This window comes from Streptomyces sp. NPDC047974 (assembly GCF_040653375.1).
Classification (GTDB): Bacteria; Actinomycetota; Actinomycetes; order Streptomycetales; family Streptomycetaceae; genus Streptomyces.
The window spans coordinates 119,110-135,975 of record NZ_JBEZNU010000010.1; the positions used below are offsets into that span (position 1 = coordinate 119,110).

20 protein-coding genes are annotated in these 16,866 nt (G+C 73.0%); 10 read left to right on the forward strand and 10 right to left on the reverse strand.

Annotated elements, in window-relative coordinates; all coding sequences use genetic code 11:
• Positions 1-3: 3 nt before the first annotated feature.
• From AB0E19_RS16685 to AB0E19_RS16695, 3 genes are all read right to left on the reverse strand, one after another.
• Entirely contained in the window at positions 4-1,125 is a 1,122-nt protein-coding gene (locus AB0E19_RS16685; RefSeq protein WP_362180143.1) for an RNA polymerase sigma factor SigF, read from the reverse strand.
• Entirely contained in the window at positions 1,014-1,427 is a 414-nt protein-coding gene (locus tag AB0E19_RS16690; protein ID WP_030492700.1) for an anti-sigma regulatory factor, read from the reverse strand. Before AB0E19_RS16690 ends, AB0E19_RS16685 begins: the two co-directional genes overlap by 112 nt.
• 329 nt (positions 1,428-1,756) lie before the next feature.
• Positions 1,757-2,017 carry a UBP-type zinc finger domain-containing protein gene (locus AB0E19_RS16695; RefSeq protein WP_362179769.1) on the reverse strand — a complete coding sequence of 87 codons (261 nt, stop codon included), beginning with the start codon at positions 2,015-2,017 and terminating at the stop codon, positions 1,757-1,759.
• Between the two features lie 141 nt (positions 2,018-2,158).
• On the opposite strand from AB0E19_RS16695, the gene AB0E19_RS16700 reads away from it, so the two are divergent.
• Positions 2,159-3,754: a Na+/H+ antiporter gene (locus tag AB0E19_RS16700; RefSeq protein WP_362179772.1), complete on the forward strand. Its 1,596-nt coding sequence runs from the start codon at positions 2,159-2,161 to the stop codon at positions 3,752-3,754.
• Here the strand turns inward: AB0E19_RS16700 and AB0E19_RS16705 are convergent.
• Both AB0E19_RS16705 and AB0E19_RS16710 read right to left on the reverse strand, forming a co-directional pair.
• Positions 3,733-4,647 (reverse strand): pyridoxal-phosphate dependent enzyme, encoded by a 915-nt coding sequence (locus AB0E19_RS16705; RefSeq protein ID WP_362179775.1) that lies wholly within the window; start codon positions 4,645-4,647, stop codon positions 3,733-3,735. The two genes, AB0E19_RS16700 and AB0E19_RS16705, sit on opposite strands and share 22 nt — an antisense overlap.
• Positions 4,648-4,789: 142 nt before the next feature.
• The gene (locus AB0E19_RS16710) at positions 4,790-5,380 is read right to left on the reverse strand and encodes a peptidoglycan recognition family protein (protein WP_362179778.1); all 591 of its coding nucleotides are present in this window, start codon (positions 5,378-5,380) and stop codon (positions 4,790-4,792) included.
• Between the two features lie 250 nt (positions 5,381-5,630).
• On the opposite strand from AB0E19_RS16710, the gene AB0E19_RS16715 reads away from it, so the two are divergent.
• The 5 genes from AB0E19_RS16715 to AB0E19_RS16735 all read left to right on the forward strand — a co-directional run bounded on the left by AB0E19_RS16715 (position 5,631) and on the right by AB0E19_RS16735 (position 9,716).
• Positions 5,631-7,043, forward strand: coding sequence for a family 2B encapsulin nanocompartment shell protein (locus AB0E19_RS16715; RefSeq protein ID WP_362179782.1), 1,413 nt, complete (start codon positions 5,631-5,633; stop codon positions 7,041-7,043).
• A gap of 175 nt (positions 7,044-7,218) precedes the next feature.
• Positions 7,219-8,262 (forward strand): family 2 encapsulin nanocompartment cargo protein polyprenyl transferase, encoded by a 1,044-nt coding sequence (locus AB0E19_RS16720; protein ID WP_362180146.1) that lies wholly within the window; start codon positions 7,219-7,221, stop codon positions 8,260-8,262.
• A gap of 113 nt (positions 8,263-8,375) precedes the next feature.
• Positions 8,376-8,963, forward strand: coding sequence for a dihydrofolate reductase (locus tag AB0E19_RS16725; RefSeq protein WP_362180149.1), 588 nt, complete (start codon positions 8,376-8,378; stop codon positions 8,961-8,963).
• A 36-nt stretch (positions 8,964-8,999) separates the two neighbouring features.
• Positions 9,000-9,254: a hypothetical protein gene (locus AB0E19_RS16730; RefSeq protein WP_362179786.1), complete on the forward strand. Its 255-nt coding sequence runs from the start codon at positions 9,000-9,002 to the stop codon at positions 9,252-9,254.
• Between the two features lie 42 nt (positions 9,255-9,296).
• Positions 9,297-9,716 carry a DUF6304 family protein gene (locus AB0E19_RS16735; protein WP_362179789.1) on the forward strand — a complete coding sequence of 140 codons (420 nt, stop codon included), beginning with the start codon at positions 9,297-9,299 and terminating at the stop codon, positions 9,714-9,716.
• Between the two features lie 132 nt (positions 9,717-9,848).
• Here the strand turns inward: AB0E19_RS16735 and snpA are convergent, their stop codons facing one another.
• Positions 9,849-10,490: a snapalysin gene (snpA, locus tag AB0E19_RS16740; RefSeq protein ID WP_362179793.1), complete on the reverse strand. Its 642-nt coding sequence runs from the start codon at positions 10,488-10,490 to the stop codon at positions 9,849-9,851.
• Positions 10,491-10,680: 190 nt separating this feature from the next.
• On the opposite strand from snpA, the gene AB0E19_RS16745 reads away from it, so the two are divergent.
• A complete protein-coding gene (locus AB0E19_RS16745) occupies positions 10,681-11,640 on the forward strand; it encodes a LysR family transcriptional regulator (protein ID WP_362179796.1) in 960 nt (319 codons plus the stop codon).
• 116 nt (positions 11,641-11,756) lie between these two features.
• Entirely contained in the window at positions 11,757-12,839 is a 1,083-nt protein-coding gene (locus AB0E19_RS16750; protein ID WP_362179799.1) for a class I SAM-dependent methyltransferase, read from the forward strand.
• A gap of 89 nt (positions 12,840-12,928) precedes the next feature.
• On the opposite strand, the gene sodN is transcribed toward AB0E19_RS16750, so the two are convergent.
• The gene (gene sodN, locus AB0E19_RS16755; RefSeq protein ID WP_030207400.1) at positions 12,929-13,324 is read right to left on the reverse strand and encodes a superoxide dismutase, Ni; all 396 of its coding nucleotides are present in this window, start codon (positions 13,322-13,324) and stop codon (positions 12,929-12,931) included.
• Positions 13,325-13,473: 149 nt separating this feature from the next.
• Here sodN and sodX point away from each other — a divergent pair, with 149 nt between their 5' ends.
• Complete coding sequence (gene sodX / locus AB0E19_RS16760; protein ID WP_360602221.1) at positions 13,474-13,899, forward strand: nickel-type superoxide dismutase maturation protease; 426 nt, start codon at positions 13,474-13,476, stop codon at positions 13,897-13,899.
• Here sodX and AB0E19_RS16765 read toward each other — a convergent pair.
• Positions 13,803-14,432, reverse strand: a complete 630-nt coding sequence (locus tag AB0E19_RS16765) for a CGNR zinc finger domain-containing protein (protein WP_362179805.1) — start codon at positions 14,430-14,432, stop codon at positions 13,803-13,805. The two genes, sodX and AB0E19_RS16765, sit on opposite strands and share 97 nt — an antisense overlap.
• 115 nt (positions 14,433-14,547) lie before the next feature.
• On the opposite strand from AB0E19_RS16765, the gene AB0E19_RS16770 reads away from it, so the two are divergent.
• Complete coding sequence (locus tag AB0E19_RS16770; protein WP_362179808.1) at positions 14,548-15,297, forward strand: class I SAM-dependent methyltransferase; 750 nt, start codon at positions 14,548-14,550, stop codon at positions 15,295-15,297.
• Positions 15,298-15,397: 100 nt separating this feature from the next.
• On the opposite strand, the gene AB0E19_RS16775 is transcribed toward AB0E19_RS16770, so the two are convergent.
• Both AB0E19_RS16775 and AB0E19_RS16780 read right to left on the reverse strand, forming a co-directional pair.
• Positions 15,398-16,165, reverse strand: coding sequence for an amino acid ABC transporter ATP-binding protein (locus tag AB0E19_RS16775; RefSeq protein ID WP_360602215.1), 768 nt, complete (start codon positions 16,163-16,165; stop codon positions 15,398-15,400).
• Positions 16,162-16,866 (reverse strand): amino acid ABC transporter permease (locus AB0E19_RS16780; RefSeq protein WP_362179813.1); only part of this gene is annotated, 705 nt, incomplete at its 5' end. The genes AB0E19_RS16780 and AB0E19_RS16775, both read right to left, overlap by 4 nt.

Below are 16,866 nucleotides of genomic sequence, written 5' to 3' on the forward strand. Positions count from 1 at the left end.
GCCTCACTCCTCCACGAGGAGCTTCTCCCGGAGCTGCGCCAGGGTCCTGGCGAGCAGCCGGGAGACGTGCATCTGCGAGATGCCGACCTCCTGCGCGATCTGCGACTGGGTCATGTTCCCGAAGAACCGCAGCAGCAGGATCCGCTTCTCCCGGGGCGGCAGGTCCTCCAGGAGGGGCTTGAGCGACTCCCGGTACTCGACCCCCTCCAGGGCCTCGTCCTCCGCGCCCAGCGTGTCCGCGACCGCCGGCGACTCGTCGTCGGTGTCCGGCACGTCCAGGGAGAGCGTCGAGTAGGCGTTGGCCGACTCCAGGCCCTCCAGGACCTCCTCCTCGGAGATCCCGAGCCGCTCCGCCAGCTCGTGCACGGTCGGCGAGCGCCCGTGCTGCTGGGACAGCTCCGCCGTCGCCGTCGTCAGGGAGAGCCGCAGCTCCTGGAGGCGGCGGGGGACGCGTACCGCCCATCCCTTGTCGCGGAAGTGGCGCTTGATCTCGCCGACCACCGTCGGCGTCGCGTACGTGGAGAACTCCACGCCCCGCTCCGGGTCGAAGCGGTCGACCGACTTGATCAGGCCGATCGTCGCCACCTGCGTCAGGTCGTCGAGCGGCTCGCCGCGGTTGCGGAAGCGCCGTGCCAGGTGCTCGACCAGCGGCAGGTGCATCCGCACCAGCCGGTTGCGGAGCTCGGCCTTCTCCGGGGAGCCCTCCGGCAGCGACCGCAGCTCCACGAAGAGCGCGCGGGCACCGCTGCGGTCCTGCGGGTGGTGACCCCGCGCCGCGCCGTCACCCTCGGTCACGAGCCCTTCCGGGAGCGCCTCCTCGGGGGCGGTTCCGTCCGACGGCGTGCCGTCCGAGGGCGTCCCGTCCAGGGCCTTCCCGTCCGAGGCCGGTGCCGGGGGAGCCCCGTCGTGCTGCTGCTCGTGCTCGCTCATCTGGCCCGCCTGCTGCTCCGTAGCGACCTCATGCGGCCGTGCTGCCTGCTGACCGGGGATGCCGGCCGTCGCGTCCCCGCTCCTCACGCCGGGCCTGGCCCCGCGCCGCGCTGTTTGTACAGGCTGATCGAGACCGTGTTGTCCTCCGCGACCGAGGACTCGACCTTGCCGGCCAGCGCCGACAGCACCGTCCAGGCGAAGGTGTCCCGCTCGGGGGCCCGGCCGTCCGTCGTCGGCGCGGACACGGTCACGTCGAGGGAGTCGTCCACCAGCCGGAAGACGCAGCTCAGGACCGAGCCGGGCACCGCCTGCTGGAGCAGGATCGCGCAGGCCTCGTCCACCGCGATCCGCAAGTCCTCGATCTCGTCGAGGGTGAAGTCCAAGCGCGCCGCGAGGCCGGCCGTGGCCGTACGCAGCACGGACAGATAGGCACCCGCAGCGGGCAGCCGGACTTCCACGAAGTCCTGGGTCCCGGGCTCGCCTGCGATCTGGGACACCCTCACCTCCAAGGTGGCACAAGCTCAATCGGGGTCCGGGGGGAGAGACCCCCGGACCTGCGGTCACGCAGGGGCTGCGCGGTCCGCGGTGACGCTATCGCGATCCATCCTGCCGTGTCGCCGCAAGCCCCGGGGCCCCCGATCCCGGCCCGTCACTCATGGTAGGCCCATGGGCGCGGACCGTGGCCAGGGGTGTGCGGGACCGAAATACAGCGGTGACCGGCGGAGGGGTGACGTACCCAACGGCCCGCCCGTCGAACCGCCCCGCCCGCAAGAGACCGCCCCGGGACGCCGCCCCGGGACACCGCCCCGGCGCCTCCGGGAGCGACTCAGACCAGCGCCTCGTCCACGAAGCACCAGCGCCAGGCCTCGCCCGGCTCGAAGGTCCGCATCAGCGGGTGCCCCGTCGAGTCGAAGTGCCCGGTCGCGTGCCGCCCCTGCGAGGAGTCGCAGCAGCCCACGTGCCCGCAGCTCAGGCAGAGCCGCAGCTGCACCGGGCTCGTCCCGTCGGCCAGGCACTCGGGGCAGGTCTCGTGGAGCGGGGCCGGCTCGGGGCGCGGCATGTCTGCTACGTGCGGGCACTCGATCATGATGGCCAGGGTACGTGGCGGACGCCCCGGACCGGAGGGCTCGGAGCGGTCGCCCCGACCGCCCGGCCCGGACCGGCCGTCCGCGCCGGGCGTACCGGAAGAAACGGACGAACCGCGAGGCGGGACGGGTGGAGGGGCGGCATGGACGCACTGCGGCTGGTGGCACTGGTGGCGGCGAGCGCGGCGGTGGCGGGGCTCGCCCGCCGCACCCCCGTACCGGCCCCGCTCCTCCTCGTGGCGGTCGGCCTGGTCGCCTCGTACGTCCCCGGCGTCCCCGACTACACCCTCGACCCGCACATCGTGCTGCCGCTGATCCTGCCGCCGCTGCTCTACACGGCCGCCGTCGAGTCCTCCTACCTGGACCTGCGGGCCAACATCCGGCCGGTCGCGCTGCTCTCCGTCGGGTACGTCCTCTTCGCCACCGTGGCCGTCGGCTGGCTCGCGTACGTCCTCGTCCCCGACCTGCCGCTCACCGCCGCGCTCGTCCTCGGCGCGGTGATCGCCCCGCCGGACGCGGTGGCCGCCACCGCCATCGCCCGCCGGCTCGGCCTGCCCCACCGGATCACCACGATCCTCCAGGGCGAGTCCCTGGTGAACGACGCCACCGCCATCACCGCCTACAAGGTCGCCCTCGCCGCCGCCGTCGGCGCGGGCATCAGCTGGGCGGGCGGCCTCGGCGAGTTCGCCCTCGCCGCGGTCGGCGGCGTCGGCGTCGGCCTGGTCCTGATGGTCCCCATCCACTGGCTGCGGACCCGGCTCACCGAACCGCTGCTCCAGAACACCCTCTCCCTCCTCATCCCCTTCATCGCCTACGCGGCGGCCGAGGAGGTGCACGCCTCCGGGGTGCTCGCCGTCGTCGTGGTCGGCCTCTTCCTCGGGCACAAGGCGTGGAAGGTCGACTTCGCCACCCGCCTCCAGGAGGAGGCCGTGTGGAAGATGGTCGCCTTCGTCCTGGAGTCCGCCGTCTTCGCCCTCATCGGCCTCCAGCTGCCCTACGTCGTCCAGGGCCTCGGCCAGTACGGCGTCGGGGAGGCGCTCTGGTACGCCTTCGGGGTCTTCGTCTTCGTGGTCGTGGTCCGCTTCGTCTGGGTCTTCCCGGCCACCTTCCTGCCCCGCGCGCTCTCCGCCGGGGTCCGGGAGCGCGAGCCCGGCGTCGACTGGAAGGCGCCGGTGGTGGTCGGCTGGGCCGGCATGCGCGGGGTGGTCTCCCTCGCCATCGCCTTCTCCATCCCGGTCGTCACCGACGGCGTCGAGTTCCCCGCCCGCAACCTCGTCCTCTTCCTCACCTTCACCACCGTCATCTCCACCCTCGTCGTCCAGGGCCTCACCCTGCCCCCGCTGATCCGGGCCCTGAAGCTCCCCGGCCGCGACCGCTACCAGGAGACGCTGGCCGAGGCGCAGGCCCAGAGCGAGGCCTCCCGTGCCGCCGAGGCCCGCCTCGACGAACTCCTCGCCGACGAGCGCAACACCCTGCCGGGACCGCTCACCGACCGCCTCCGCACGGTCCTGGAGCGCCGCCGCAACAGCGTCTGGGAGCGGCTCGGCGCGGTCAACGAGCTCACCGGGGAGACCGCCGACGACACCTACCGCCGCCTCTCGCGCGAGATGATCGAGGCCGAACGCGAGGTCTTCGTCCGGCTCCGCGACGAGCGCCGGATCGACGACGAGATGATGCGCACCCTGCTGCGCCGGCTCGACCTGGAGGAGGCCGCCGCCTACCGCGAGGAGCTCGGCTGATCCCCGGGCTCGGTGGTTCCGGTGACCACCGCCGCGATCCTGCTCCCGGGGGCAAAGGCGTCCTCCTCGGCGAGGGACACCAGTGCGAGGAGCATTTTGGCGACATACAGCCGCTCGATGGCGAGTCCATGCCGCGCCTCGAAGTCCTGTGCGAACGCGTCGAGTTCCGGGGGCGTCCGGCCGTAGCCGCCGCAGTGGAAGCGCTCGTCCAGCCACCAGTCGCCGCGCGGGCCGCCGAAGGCCGCCTCCTGGAGGCTCCGCACCTCGCCGCCGAGGAAACCGCCCTTCAGCACCGGCACGCCCAGCGTCCGGCCGCCGAACTCGGCCGCCAGGCCCGCCAGGGTGCCGCCCGTGCCGCAGGCCACCGCCGCCACGTCCGCGTGCCCGGCCAGCTCCCGGCCGAGCGCCACGCACCCCTCCACCGCGAGCGCGTTGCTGCCGCCCTCGGGGACCACGTACGCCCCCTCGGGGGCGCGTTCCAGGAGCCCGGCGAGCACCCCCGGCTCGTGCTTCGCCCGGTACGTGGCGCGGTCCACGAACTCCAGGCGCATCCCGTCCGCCGCGCACCGCGCCAGCGAGGGGTTCAGCGGACGCCCGGCCAGCTCGTCGCCGCGGACGACCCCGATCGTGGGGAAGCCGAGGAGGCGGCCGGCGGCCGCGGTGGCCCGCAGGTGGTTGGAGTACGCGCCCCCGAAGGTCAGCACCGGCCGTCCGCCCGCCGCCCGCAGGTTGAGCGCGAGCTTGCGCCACTTGTTGCCGGGCAGGTCGGGGTGGATGAGGTCGTCCCGCTTCAGCAGCAGCGTCAGCCCGCGCCCGGTGAACCGCTCGTCCGCCACCGGCTCCAGGGGCGAGGGGAGCCGGGGCCGCAGGGCGGAGAGGTCGTACGTGTCCACCCGGCCATTCTCCCGGGCCACGCGCGCGTGGGGGAGCCGGGAGGCCCTCTCCGCCCGTACGCGCGCGTGGCCCGGGAGCCGTGCCGGCGCCGCGGGTCGGCCCGGCGGCACGGCGGCCCGGCGCCGCGGGTCGCGCGGTGGCTCAGCGCAGCAGGTCGGCGACGCGCTCGCGCATCGACGCCATGGTGAAGCCGCGCGGGTCCACCTTCCCCGGCTGCCACTCGCGGTGGCCGATCACCGAGCGGTGGGTCCAGCCGTGCGCCCGGCAGAGCGCGGCCGACGCCTTGGCGATCGCGTCGAGCTGCACCTTGGGCCAGGGGTCCTCGCCGTCGCCGAGGTTCTCGCACTCGAAGCCGTAGAAGTGGCGGTTGCCGTCGGTGGTGGCCTCGTCGTCCGCGGGCAGGGCGTGCTCGGCGATCACGGCCCGCAGCACCTCGTCGTCGCCGAGCCCGGCGTGGTTGGCGCGCCCGTGGCCGACCAGGTGGACGGTGCCGTCCTTGGCGATGACGCCGTGGCACAGCGGGCCCGGCAGCCCCGCGTAGCCGTCCCGGCAGATGCGGACGGTGCTCGCGGTGCCCCGGGTGACGGTGTGGTGGATCATCACCCCGTGCACCGGCCCCCACGGGCCCTTGTGGTTCCTGTTGTGGGTGGACCAGTCGCCGACCTCGACGACCGAGAGGCCCTCGCCGCGCAGTGCGGAGAGGACCCTGCTCGCGGACAGCGGAACGGCCATGGCGTGCTCCTTCCAGAGGGAGGACCGAGCTTCCGGAGTACCGGACTCCGCTCCTCCGCTGCCATGCGTTCGATCCGCGTGCGAGCCGAACCGGACAACCCGGCCGAGTTCCGCGCCCCGCCGCGCGGCGGAAAAACAGCCGACATGCCCCGAAGATCACCGAACAGTCCCACCCGATTGTGTAATGGCGTCGGCACGCTCCGTGCTGAAAGGCTTCCTTTCGCAAACCAGACGTACGAGAGGGAGTTCCATGTCCGTTGGTTCGGTTGGCGACGAGGTCCTCGCGGAGCAGGCCCCGCAGCAGAGTCTCGGCACCGCCGCCGCGCGGAACCTCGCCTCGACCACCAAGTCGGCCCCGCAGATGCAGGAGATCTCCTCCCGCTGGCTGCTGCGGACGCTGCCCTGGGTCGAGACCAAGGGCGGCGCCTACCGGGTCAACCGGCGGCTCAGCCACTCGGTGGGCGACGGCCGTGTCACCTTCGTCCAGACCGGCGACCGGGTCGCGGTGATCCCCGCCGAGCTCGGCGAGCTGCCGGCCCTGCGCGGGTACGAGGACGAGGCGGCCCTCGCGGAGCTCGCCGCCCGCTGCGTCCAGCGCGACGTCGCCGCCGGTGAGGTCCTCGCGGTCGCCGGCTCCCCGGCCGACCGCGTCTACCTCCTCGCGCACGGCCGCGTCGAGCAGCTCGGCGAAGGCCCCTACGGCGACGAGGCGGTGCTCGGCGTCCTCGCCGACGGCTCCTACTTCGGCGACGCCGCCCTCCTCGACGAGGCCGCCACCTGGGACTGGACCGCGCGCGCCGCCACCGCCTGCACGGTCCTGGAGCTCACCCGCGCCGACCTGGCCGCGCTCGCCGCCCGCGCCGGCTCCCTCGCCTCGCACCTCGCGGGCGTCGCGGGCCGCCCGGAGCAGGCCGTCAACGGCTACGGGGAGGCCGCCATCGACCTCTCCGCCGGCCACGTCGGCGAGGCCGTCGTCCCGCACACCTTCGTGGACTACGAGCCCGCCCCGCGCGAGTACGAGCTGAGCCTCGCCCAGACCGTGCTCAAGGTCCACACGCGCGTGGCGGACCTCTACAACCACCCGATGAACCAGACCGAGCACCAGCTGCGGCTCACCGTCGAGGCCCTGCGCGAGCGCCAGGAGCACGAGCTGGTCAACAACCGGGAGTTCGGTCTCCTCGCCAACTGCGACTACGGGCAGCGGATCCAGCCGCACGACGGCGTCCCCGGCCCCGACGACCTCGACGAGCTGCTCTCCCGCCGCCGAGGCTCCAAGCTCTTCCTGGCCCACCCGAAGGCCATCGCCGCGATCGGCCGCGAGCTCAACCGCCGGGGCCTGGTGCCCGAGACGATCGACGTGGCCGGCACCCGGATCCCGACCTGGCGCGGGGTCCCGATCTACCCCTGCGACAAGATCCCGGTGACCGCCGCCGGCACCAGCTCGATCATCTGCATGCGTACCGGCGAGTCCGACCAGGGCGTCGTCGGCCTGCACCAGACCGGCCTCTCCGACGAGGTGGAGCCCGGCCTGTCCGTCCGCTTCATGGGCATCGACGAGCAGGCGATCATCTCCTACCTGGTCACGACCTACTACTCCGCCGCCGTCCTCGTGCCCGACGCGCTCGGGGTCCTGGAGAACGTCGAGATCAGCCGCCGCCGCTGAACCCCGGGCGGGCCGGGGCCCCACCCCCGGCCCGCCCGGCCCCCGCCGGGCACCCGGCCGTGCCGTGCCCCGCGAGGGACGCGCGCCCGGAGCACGGGCGCCGTGGAACCGATCAGCCCGACGCCCGGCCGCCGTGGACGCGGTCGGCTGCGAAGAAGGACGACAAGACGTGACCCTGACGAGTACGGCCCCCGTCACCGACGGGCCGGGCGCCGTGGCGCTCCTCGACCGGACGAGGACCGCCGTCGACCCGCAGATCCGTTCCACCGTCGAGACCCTGCCGGGCTCGATACGCCGTGTGGCGATGTACCACTTCGGCTGGGAGGAAGCCGACGGCACCCCCGCCGCCGGCCAGGCGGGCAAGGCGATCCGCCCCGCCCTGGTCCTCGCCGCCGCCCGCGCGCTGGGCGCCGAGGAGAGCGGGGCGGTGAAGGCCGCCGCCGCCGTCGAGCTGGCGCACAACTTCACCCTGCTCCACGACGACATCGTCGACGCGGACCCGACCCGCCGTCACCGGCCCACCGCCTGGACCGTCTTCGGCATCCCCGACGCCCTGATGGCCGGCGACGCCATGAACGCGCTGGCGCTCCGGCTCCTCGTCGAGGACCCGCACCCCGCCTCGGCCTCCGCCGCCGCCCGCCTCGCCGCCTGTGTCATCGAGCTCTGCGCCGGCCAGCAGGCCGACTGCGCCTTCGAGGCGCGCGGCCCCCGCGAGGTCTCCCTCGACGAGTGCCTCGCCATGGCCACGGCCAAGACCGGCGCCCTGCTCGGCTGCTCGTGCGCCCTCGGCGCGCTCTACGCGGGCGCGGGGGAGGAGGAGGTCGCGGCGCTCGACTCCTTCGGCCGCGAGGCCGGGCTCGCCTTCCAGCTGATCGACGACCTCATCGGCATCTGGGGCGACCCCGAGCGGACCGGCAAGCCGGCCGGCGCCGACCTGGTGGCGCGCAAGAAGTCGCTGCCGGTCGTCGCCGCGCTCGCCTCCGGCACCGCCTCCGGCGAGGAGCTGGCCGAGCTGTACTCCCGTACGACGCTCGACGAGCGGGCGGTGCGGGCCGCGGCCGCCGCCGTCGAGCGGGCCGGCGGCCGGGACTGGGCGCAGGCGCAGGCGGCCGAGCGGATGGGCCGTGCCGTCGAGCACCTGGCGCGGGCGGTGCCGGACCTCTCGGCCGCCGGGGACCTGCTGTCCCTCGCGGAGTTCGTGACGCGAAGGACCCGCTGAGGAGCCGCTGGGGAACCGTTCCCGCTGAGGGGTTGCGCGACCACTACAGATGAAGCACTATGTCTGTCGTGGTCGCGCTCGCGGTCACGCCCCCGAAAGAAACAGGACCCGGTTTGCGCAAGCTCACCTACTTCGTCGCCTGCACCATCGACGGCTTCATCGGCGATCCGAAGGGCGACGCCACCTCCACGTACTCCTACGTCACAGGGGAGTTCCTGGAGTACCTCACCACCGAGTACCCCGAGACCGTGGCCGCCCCGGCCTGGCCCCTCGTCGGCATCGAGCCCGACACCCGGGGCCGCCACTTCGACACCGTGGTGCAGGGCCTCGGGTCGTACCGGATCGGCCTGGACGCCGGCGTCACCAGCCCGTACGCCCACCTCCGCGAGTACGTCGCCACCCGCTCGCTCGCCGAGTCGCCCGACCCGCACGTCGAGCTGATCGCCGACGACCTCGTCGGCCGCGTCCGCGAGCTCAAGGCCGAGGACGGCGGGCTCGGCATCTGGCTCTGCGGCGGCTCCACCATCGCCGGCGAACTCATCGACGAGATCGACGAGCTGATCATCAAGACCTACCCGCAGGTGTACGGCTCCGGCATGCCGATGTTCGGCGCCGGCTTCGAGCCCCGCGACTTCACGCTCGGCGCCGTGCGCGCCTTCGACAACGGCGTGCTGGTCCGCACGTACACCAGGAAGCGGTAGCGGGCGGACCGCGGCGGCGCGGCCTACCCTGGAGGTATGGGTGACGCGACGCCCCGTACGACCCGGGACCCGCTGGCCGCGCCGAAGTGCCCGGCCTGCGGACGCCCGCTGGCGACCATCGCCACTCGGCACAAGGTCCTCGGGGCCTGGGTGCCCGAGTGGGAGGTGCAGCCCTGCCGGAACCGCGCCTGCCCGCTCTACGAAGCGGTGGATTCCGAGGGCACGGAAGCCACTACCACGCAGGTCACCGGCAAGAACGGCGAGAACGGGAGAAGTCCGGCCACCGGGTGACCGGCCGCGCGCCGGAGCCGGTCATACCGCTACAGTCCGCGCATGTCATCGGAGTCGACAGAAGTCTGGACCGGTTGGTACCGGGACCGCCGTGGTGCGGAAGCGATCGTGATCACGGCCGACGGCGGGCACGTCACCGTCCGCGTCAGGGGAATCGAGTACACGGGCGCGGGATTCGCCGCGCTCACCGCCGCGGGCGAGGGCGGGGAGGTCCTCACCGGCTGCGTCCTGGAGTGGGACCTGCCCCTCCCCGTCGTCGCCGGCGGTGCGACCCAGGAGGCCACGCTCGGCTGCCTGCTCACCCTCGGCGAGCGCGCCGACCTCAGCCTGACCCTGCACTACGGCGGCACCGCCTTCGAGGCGGTCGTCGCCGGCGGCGACTTCGAGGGGGCGCTGGCCCGGCTGCGCGGCCAGCTCCCCGAGGGCGCCGCGTTCGGCCGGCGCGTGCTGTCGGCCGTGTGACGACGACGGCGCCCGGGGGGCCCGGGCCGGACCCGGACGGGCCGGACGGGCCGGACGGACCGGCCCACCCCGCGGTGGGCCGGCCCGTCCGTGAAGCCGGTCGCTCTTGAAGCCGGTCGCTCTCGAAGCCGGTCAGCTCTTGAAGGCGGAAGCGAGCCCGTAGCGCCACAACTGGTCGACGCGGGCCCGCTCCTGGGAGTTGGGCGTCGCGTTCTGGCAGGAGGTGCCGGGGCCGCCGCCCGACATCAGCTCGCTGCACGGCCCGCTGTAGTGGTCCGGCAGGCCGAGCACGTGCCCGGTCTCGTGGGCCGTCACGCGGGTGGAGTTGTACTGCTGGTTCTGCCGGTAGTCGAGGAAGATGTAGCCGCTGCCGTGCCCGTCGGTGCTCGCGTACGAGCCCCGGGAGTCGTTCCCCTCGTAGTAGCGGAAGTCCGGGTTGGAACCCTCGACGAGCCGCACGTTCACCACCGAGCTGTTCCATATCTGCGTGGAACGGGCGATCTGGGTGCGGAAGCTGGGCGCGTTGGCGGCGCTGTAGACGACGGTGACGGCCGCGGTGGCGCTCGGGTTCGCGGCCCGCTTCTTCGCCACCGACGTCATGACGGCGTCGAAGAACGCCTGGTTCGCCTTGGCCTCCTCGGCCGAACCGGCGTAGCCGGCGTACGCGGTGGTGTCGGGCGCGGCACCGGCCGGGGCGGCGGCGCCGAGCGAGACGGCGAGACCGAGCCCGAGGGCGGCGGTCAGGGTGCGGGTGAGGACCTTGGGGTGACGCATGGGGGGCTCCTCCTGATCGGGGTCGGGAGAGAGTCTCGGTGCGCGCGAGCCCGGCGGGAAGAATGCCACTCCCCGATAACGCGACCACATCACCGCCCTCGACGCTTCACCAATTGGCGTCATTTTCATGGGGGTTGAGCGGATCCGGGCGTCTGGTGCGGGGCCGGAACCCCGTCCTACGCTCGGCCCCATGGAGCTGGAGGTGAGACACCTGCGCGCGCTCTGTGCCATCGCGGACACCGGCAGCCTGCACAAGGCCGCGCGCCAACTCGGCGTGAGCCAGCCCTCCCTGACCACCCAGCTGCGCCGCATCGAGAACGCGCTCGGCGCCGAGCTCTTCGCCCGCGGCCGCACCGGCTGCCGCCCCACCGCGCTCGGCCGCTCCGTCCTCAGCCGGGCCCGTCCCCTGGTCGACGGCATGGCGGCGCTCGTCACCGAGACCCGCGCCGAGGCCGCCCGCGCCGACGGCCCCCGGCTCCGGGTCGGCTCCACCGCGAGCCGGGCCCTCCCGGGCTGGCTGCGGCGGCTGCGCGCCCGCTTCCCCGGCACGGACGTCGCCCTGCGCGTCGACGTCTCCGCGCGGACGCTGCTGCGCGAGGTGGCGGCCGGCCGCCTGGACGTGGCCTTCGTCCACGAGGTGGAGGGCAGCCCGCTCCCCGTGCCCGAGGGCCTGGACCACCGCGTCCTGGTCGCCCGCGAGCCGCAGTTCGTCTCCCTCTCCCCGGCCCACCCGGCCGCCGCCCACCCCGTGGTGGACCTCGCGGACCTGGCCCGCGACCACTGGATGGTCGACCCGGCGGTGGACGGCGAATGGGACGGGCTGCGCCGCGTCCTGACGGCCGCGGGGATCGACCCGCCGCTCCTCCACGGCGACTACCACACCGCCGCGTCGCTCATCGCGCTCGGCGAGGCGGTGGCCCCCTGCCAGCCGACCTCGGTCCCCCGCGAGGACTTGGCGGTCCGCCCCCTCCTCGGCGACCCGCTCGCCGTCCGCCTCCTCCTCTACGCCCGCCCCGCCACCCCGCTGGCGCCCCTCCACGCCACCCTCGCCGACGCCTACCGCGAGGCGGCCCACCGGGCGCCCCCGTACCGCGCCTGGCTGGCCGAGGGCGGCGCGGCGCCCCCGTGCCTCCCCGGCACCCCCGCATGACGAAGGGGCCCGGGCTCCGCCGGCCGCCGGAACTCCTCCCGGGCCGGTGCCGTCCTCCGGACGTATCGTGAGAAGGGGATGCTCGGCCCGCCTGCCGAGGGGCGGAAGGAACGGTCATGACCTCTTCCGGAACACCGAGGCCTCCCGTGGACGCCGCCAGGCAGGAGGCGTTCGCGGGCGAAGTCCTCGACGTCCTGAACAAGGGCGCACTCGCCCTGCTGACCAGCGCCGGCCACCAATGCGGCCTGTTCGACACCCTGGCCGCCCTCCCGGCGTCGACCAGCGCCGAGATCGCCGACGCGGCGGGCCTGAACGAGCGATACGTGCGCGAGTGGCTGGGCGGCATGGTCGTCGGCGGATTCCTGGAGTACGACCCCGAGCGGCGGACCTACGTCCTCCCACCGGAACACGCCGCCTGCCTCACGACCGCGGCCGGCCCCGACAACCTCGCGGGGATCATGCAGTACCTCGGCCTCATGGGCGAGGTCGAGCAACAGGTGGTGCGCTGCTTCCGCGAGGGCGGTGGCGTACCGTACTCGGCCTATCCGCGCTTCCAGAGGCTCCAGGCCGAGGAGAGCGCCCGGGTGTACGACCTGGCGCTCGTGGACACGATCGTGCCCCTGGTGCCGGGGCTCACCGAGCGCCTGAGGGAGGGGATCGACGTCCTGGACGTCGGCACCGGGCAGGGGCACGCTCCCCTCGTGCTGGCCCGAGCGTTCGCCGCCAGCCGTTTCCACGGCCTGGACCAGTCGGAACCCGCCATCGAGACCGCGCGCGCGGATGCGGCGCGCTCCGGGCTCGACAACGTCCGGTTCACGTGCGCCGATTCGACGCGGATCACCGGGGAGTACGACGTCATCACCGCGTTCGACGTGATCCACGACCTGGCGCGGCCGGCCGAGACCCTGTCGGCGATCGCGAAGGCCCTGCGCCCGGGCGGCACCTTCCTCATGGGCGACATCGCCGCCTCCAGCCGGTTGGAGCAGAACATCGGGCACCCCTTCGGCCCGGCGCTGTACACGTTCTCCGTCTTCTACTGCATGACGACCTCGCTCGGCACCGGCGGTGCGGGCCTGGGCACGGCCTGGGGCCAGGAGACGGCGGAGCGGATGCTCCGGGACGCCGGCTTCGGGGACGTCGACGTCAAGACCGTGGAGGGCGACCCCTTCAACGTCTACTACGTCGCGACCGGGCCCTGACACGGGGACGGCCCGCGCCGGGGTGTCCGGGCGGGCCGTTCCGTACGTCCTCCGACCTGCGGTGGGCAGGGGGAGAGGGAAAGCCTGGGTCAGGCCTTCTTGGTCTCCCAGAAGATGCGGTCGATCTCGGCGATGAGCTCGAGGGCCTTCTCGCCGGTCTTCGGGTCGGTCGACGCCTTGGCGGCCGAGAGGGCCTTCAGGGTGTCGTTGACCAGCTGGTTGAGCTCCGGGTACTTCTCGAAGTGCGGGGCCTTGAAGTAGTCGCTCCACAGCACCGAGACGTGGTGCTTGGCGAGCTCCGCGCGCTGCTCCTTGATGACCGTGGCGCGGGCCCGGAAGTGCGGGTCCTCGTTCGCCTGGTACTTCTCCTGGACAGCCTTGACGGACTCGGCCTCGATGCGGGCCTGGGCCGGGTCGTACACGCCGCAGGGGAGGTCGCAGTGGGCGCTGACCTTGACCTTGGGGGCAAACAGGCGGGAGAGCATTGAGCCGTCCTTCCTCGTGATCGTCTTCTCAAGTGGGAGATTACTCGGTGAGAAGGGCGTTTTCGCGAGCGCCCCTGGGGCTTAGGGCAAAAGTCCGGGGTCAGGATGGGACTCGTGTACGAGTGGACGAGTCGACGAGGGGAGCGGGAGTGGAGCGGGAAGCCACCGCGGCGGCCGAGGCGCCGTTCGGGATCGCCGAGGTGACGGGGGTGTCGATGGTGCCCACGCTGTTGCACGGCGACCGGCTGCTCGTGCGGTACGGGGGGCGGGTCGGCGCCGGTCACGTCGTGGTGCTGCGCCATCCGCTCCAGCAGGACCTGCTCGTGGTGAAGCGGCTGGTCGAGCGGCGCGACGCCGGGTGGTGGGTGCTCGGGGACAACCCGGACGCCGAGGGGGACAGCCGGGTCTTCGGGGCCGTGCCGCCCGAGCTGGTGCTCGGGCGGGTGCTGGGCCGGTACCGGCCGGTGACGCCGGGGCGTCAGCGCTCGGCCGGGGTGGTGCTCTCCTGGCTGTTCTCCGCGGTGCGGCCGGTGAGGTCGGCCCGCTCGGCCTCCAGGCGCTTGCGGGCCCGGTAGGCGGCCACGTTGGCCCGGGTGGCGCAGCGGTCGGAGCAGTAGCGCCGGGAGCGGTTGGTGGAGGTGTCGAGGTAGGCGTTGCGGCAGGGCGGGGCCTGGCAGAGGCCCAGCCGGTCGGCGCCGAACTCCGTCAGGTGGAAGGCGAGTCCCATCGCGGAGATCGCCGCGTATCCGGCCGTGGCGTTGGACGAGTGGTCGGCGAGGTGCATGTGCCAGCGGGGCCGGCCCTCGTCGTCGAGGTGGTCGTGGCCGGAGATCTGCGGGCTGACCGGGAACTCCAGGAGGAGCGAGTTCAGGAGGTCGACGCCGCCGGTGTGGTCGCCCTCGTCCGCCGCCGCGAAGACGGCCCGCAGCCGGGCCCTGATCGCACGGAAGCGGGGCAGGTCGGCCTCGTTGACCCGGCGGGCCATCTGGGTGGCGGGGCCGAAGAGTTCCTTGACCGCTTCGACGGTGGTGAGGCTGTCCCTGCCGCGGGCCGGCTCCTCGGTGTTGACGAGGCGCACGGCGTAATCCGAGTAATAGGCCAGTTCCACTTGTAGTCCTTACGGTGGCGGGCTAGGGTCGGCGTCGAGGGGGTAACTGGTGTTTCCCCTCTGAGGGTATTACGTTCTCGGGTTTTCTGTGGCGTCGACGACGGAGGGTACGGGCATGAGCGACACCGACTGGGCGGGCTGGCAGCAGAGCTGGGACCGCCAGCAGGAGTGGTACATGCCGGACCGCGAGGAGCGGTTCCGCGTCATGCTCGACATGGTCGAGGCGCTGGTGGGGCCGGAGCCCCGCGTCCTCGACCTCGCCTGCGGTACGGGAAGTATCACGGACAGGCTCCTCCGGAGGTTCCCCGGCGCCGTCTCCACCGGCGTCGACCTCGACCCCGCGCTGCTCGCCATCGCCCGCGGCACCTTCGAGGGCGACGAGCGGGTCTCCTTCGTGACGGCGGACCTCAAGGACCCCGCGTGGACCCGGGCGCTGCCGTACGACTCGTACGACGCCGTCCTGACCGCCACCGCCCTGCACTGGCTCCACAGCGGGCCCCTGGCCGCCCTCTACGGGCAGGTCGCCGGGCTCGTGCGGGAGGGCGGGGTCTTCATGAACGCCGACCACATGATCGACCCGGCCACCCCGCGGATCAACGCCGCCGAGCGGGCCCGGCGGCACGCCCGGATGGACGCGGAGAAGGCCGCCGGGGTCCTCGACTGGGCCGACTGGTGGGCGAGCGCCGCGAAGGACCCGGTCCTCGCCGAGCCCACCGCCCGCCGCTTCGAGATCTACGGCGAGCACGCCGACGGCGACATGCCGCCGGTGGGCTGGCACGCCGACACCCTGCGCGCGGCCGGCTTCGGCGAGGCCCGTCCGGTGTGGTGCTCGCCCTCCGACACGCTGCTGCTCGCCGTGAAGTAGACCGGCGGAGGCGGGGCCCCCGGACGCGGGGCCGCCGGACGCGCGAAGGGGCGGTACGGGCTTCGGGCCCGTACCGCCCCTCACGTATCGCCTGTCGCCGCTACAGCACCTTCGACAGGAACGCCTTCGTCCGGTCGTGCTGCGGGTTCGTCAGGACGTCCCTCGGGTGGCCGGACTCGACCACCACGCCGCCGTCCATGAAGACCAGCGAGTCGCCGACCTCCCGGGCGAAGCCCATCTCGTGGGTGACGACGATCATCGTCATGCCCGACTCGGCCAGGTCCCGCATGACGTCGAGGACGTCACCGACGAGCTCCGGGTCGAGCGCCGAGGTCGGCTCGTCGAAGAGCATCAGCTTCGGCTCCATCGCCAGTGCGCGGGCGATGGCGACACGCTGCTGCTGGCCGCCGGAGAGCTGGGACGGGTAGTTGCCCATCTTGTCGCCGAGGCCCACCCGGTCGAGCAGGCGCTCGGCCCGCTCGCGGGCGACCGCCTTGGACTCGCCCTTCACCTGGACGGGTGCCTCCATCACGTTGGCCAGGGCCGTCATGTGGGGGAACAGGTTGAAGCGCTGGAAGACCATGCCGATGTCACGGCGCTGGGTCGCGACCTCGCTGTCCTTCAGCTCGTAGAGCTTGTCGCCCTTCTGGCGGTAGCCGACCAGCTGGCCGTCGACCGAGAGGCGGCCGCCGTCGATCCGCTCCAGGTGGTTGATGCAGCGCAGGAAGGTCGACTTGCCGGAGCCGGACGGGCCGACCAGGCAGAAGACCTCTCCGCTGCGGACCTCCAGGTCGATGCCGCGGAGGATGTGGGCGGCGCCGTAGGACTTGTGGACGCCCTCCGCCTTGACCATGAGCTCGCCGGTCATGCCGATGCCTCCGGGGAACGCTTGAACGTGGTGAGGTTCGTCTTGACCCGCTGCCAGGGGGTGGGCGGCAGGTTACGGGTCGAACCGCGGGCGAAACGACGCTCCAGGTAGTACTGGCCGACGCTGAAGACGCTGGTCAGCGCCAGGTACCAGATGGAGGCCACGAAGAGCATCTCCATGACGGCACCGGAGGTGGCGCCGATGTTCGAGGAGGCGCGGAGCAGCTCCGTGTACTGCACGGCCGAGACCAGCGACGAGGTCTTCAGCATGTTGATGAACTCGTTGCCCGTCGGCGGCACGATCACGCGCATCGCCTGCGGCAGCACGATCCGGCGCATGGTCTTCGTCTGCGACATGCCGAGCGCGTGCGCCGCCTCGGTCTGGCCCTCGTCGACCGACTGGATGCCGGCGCGGACGATCTCCGCCATGTACGCGCCCTCGTTCAGGCCCAGGCCCAGGAGGGCCACCATGAACGGGGTGAGGACCTGCGAGGTCTCGTCCTTGTAGATCGGACCGAGGTTGATGTACTCGAAGATCAGGGCCAGGTTGAACCAGACGAGCAGCTGGACGTAGACCGGCGTGCCGCGGAAGAACCAGATGTAGAGCCAGGAGACGGCTCCGGTGACCGGGTTCTTCGACAGCCGCATCACGGCGAAGACGATGCCGAGGACGAGTCCGAGCGCCATCGCGGAGACGCTGAT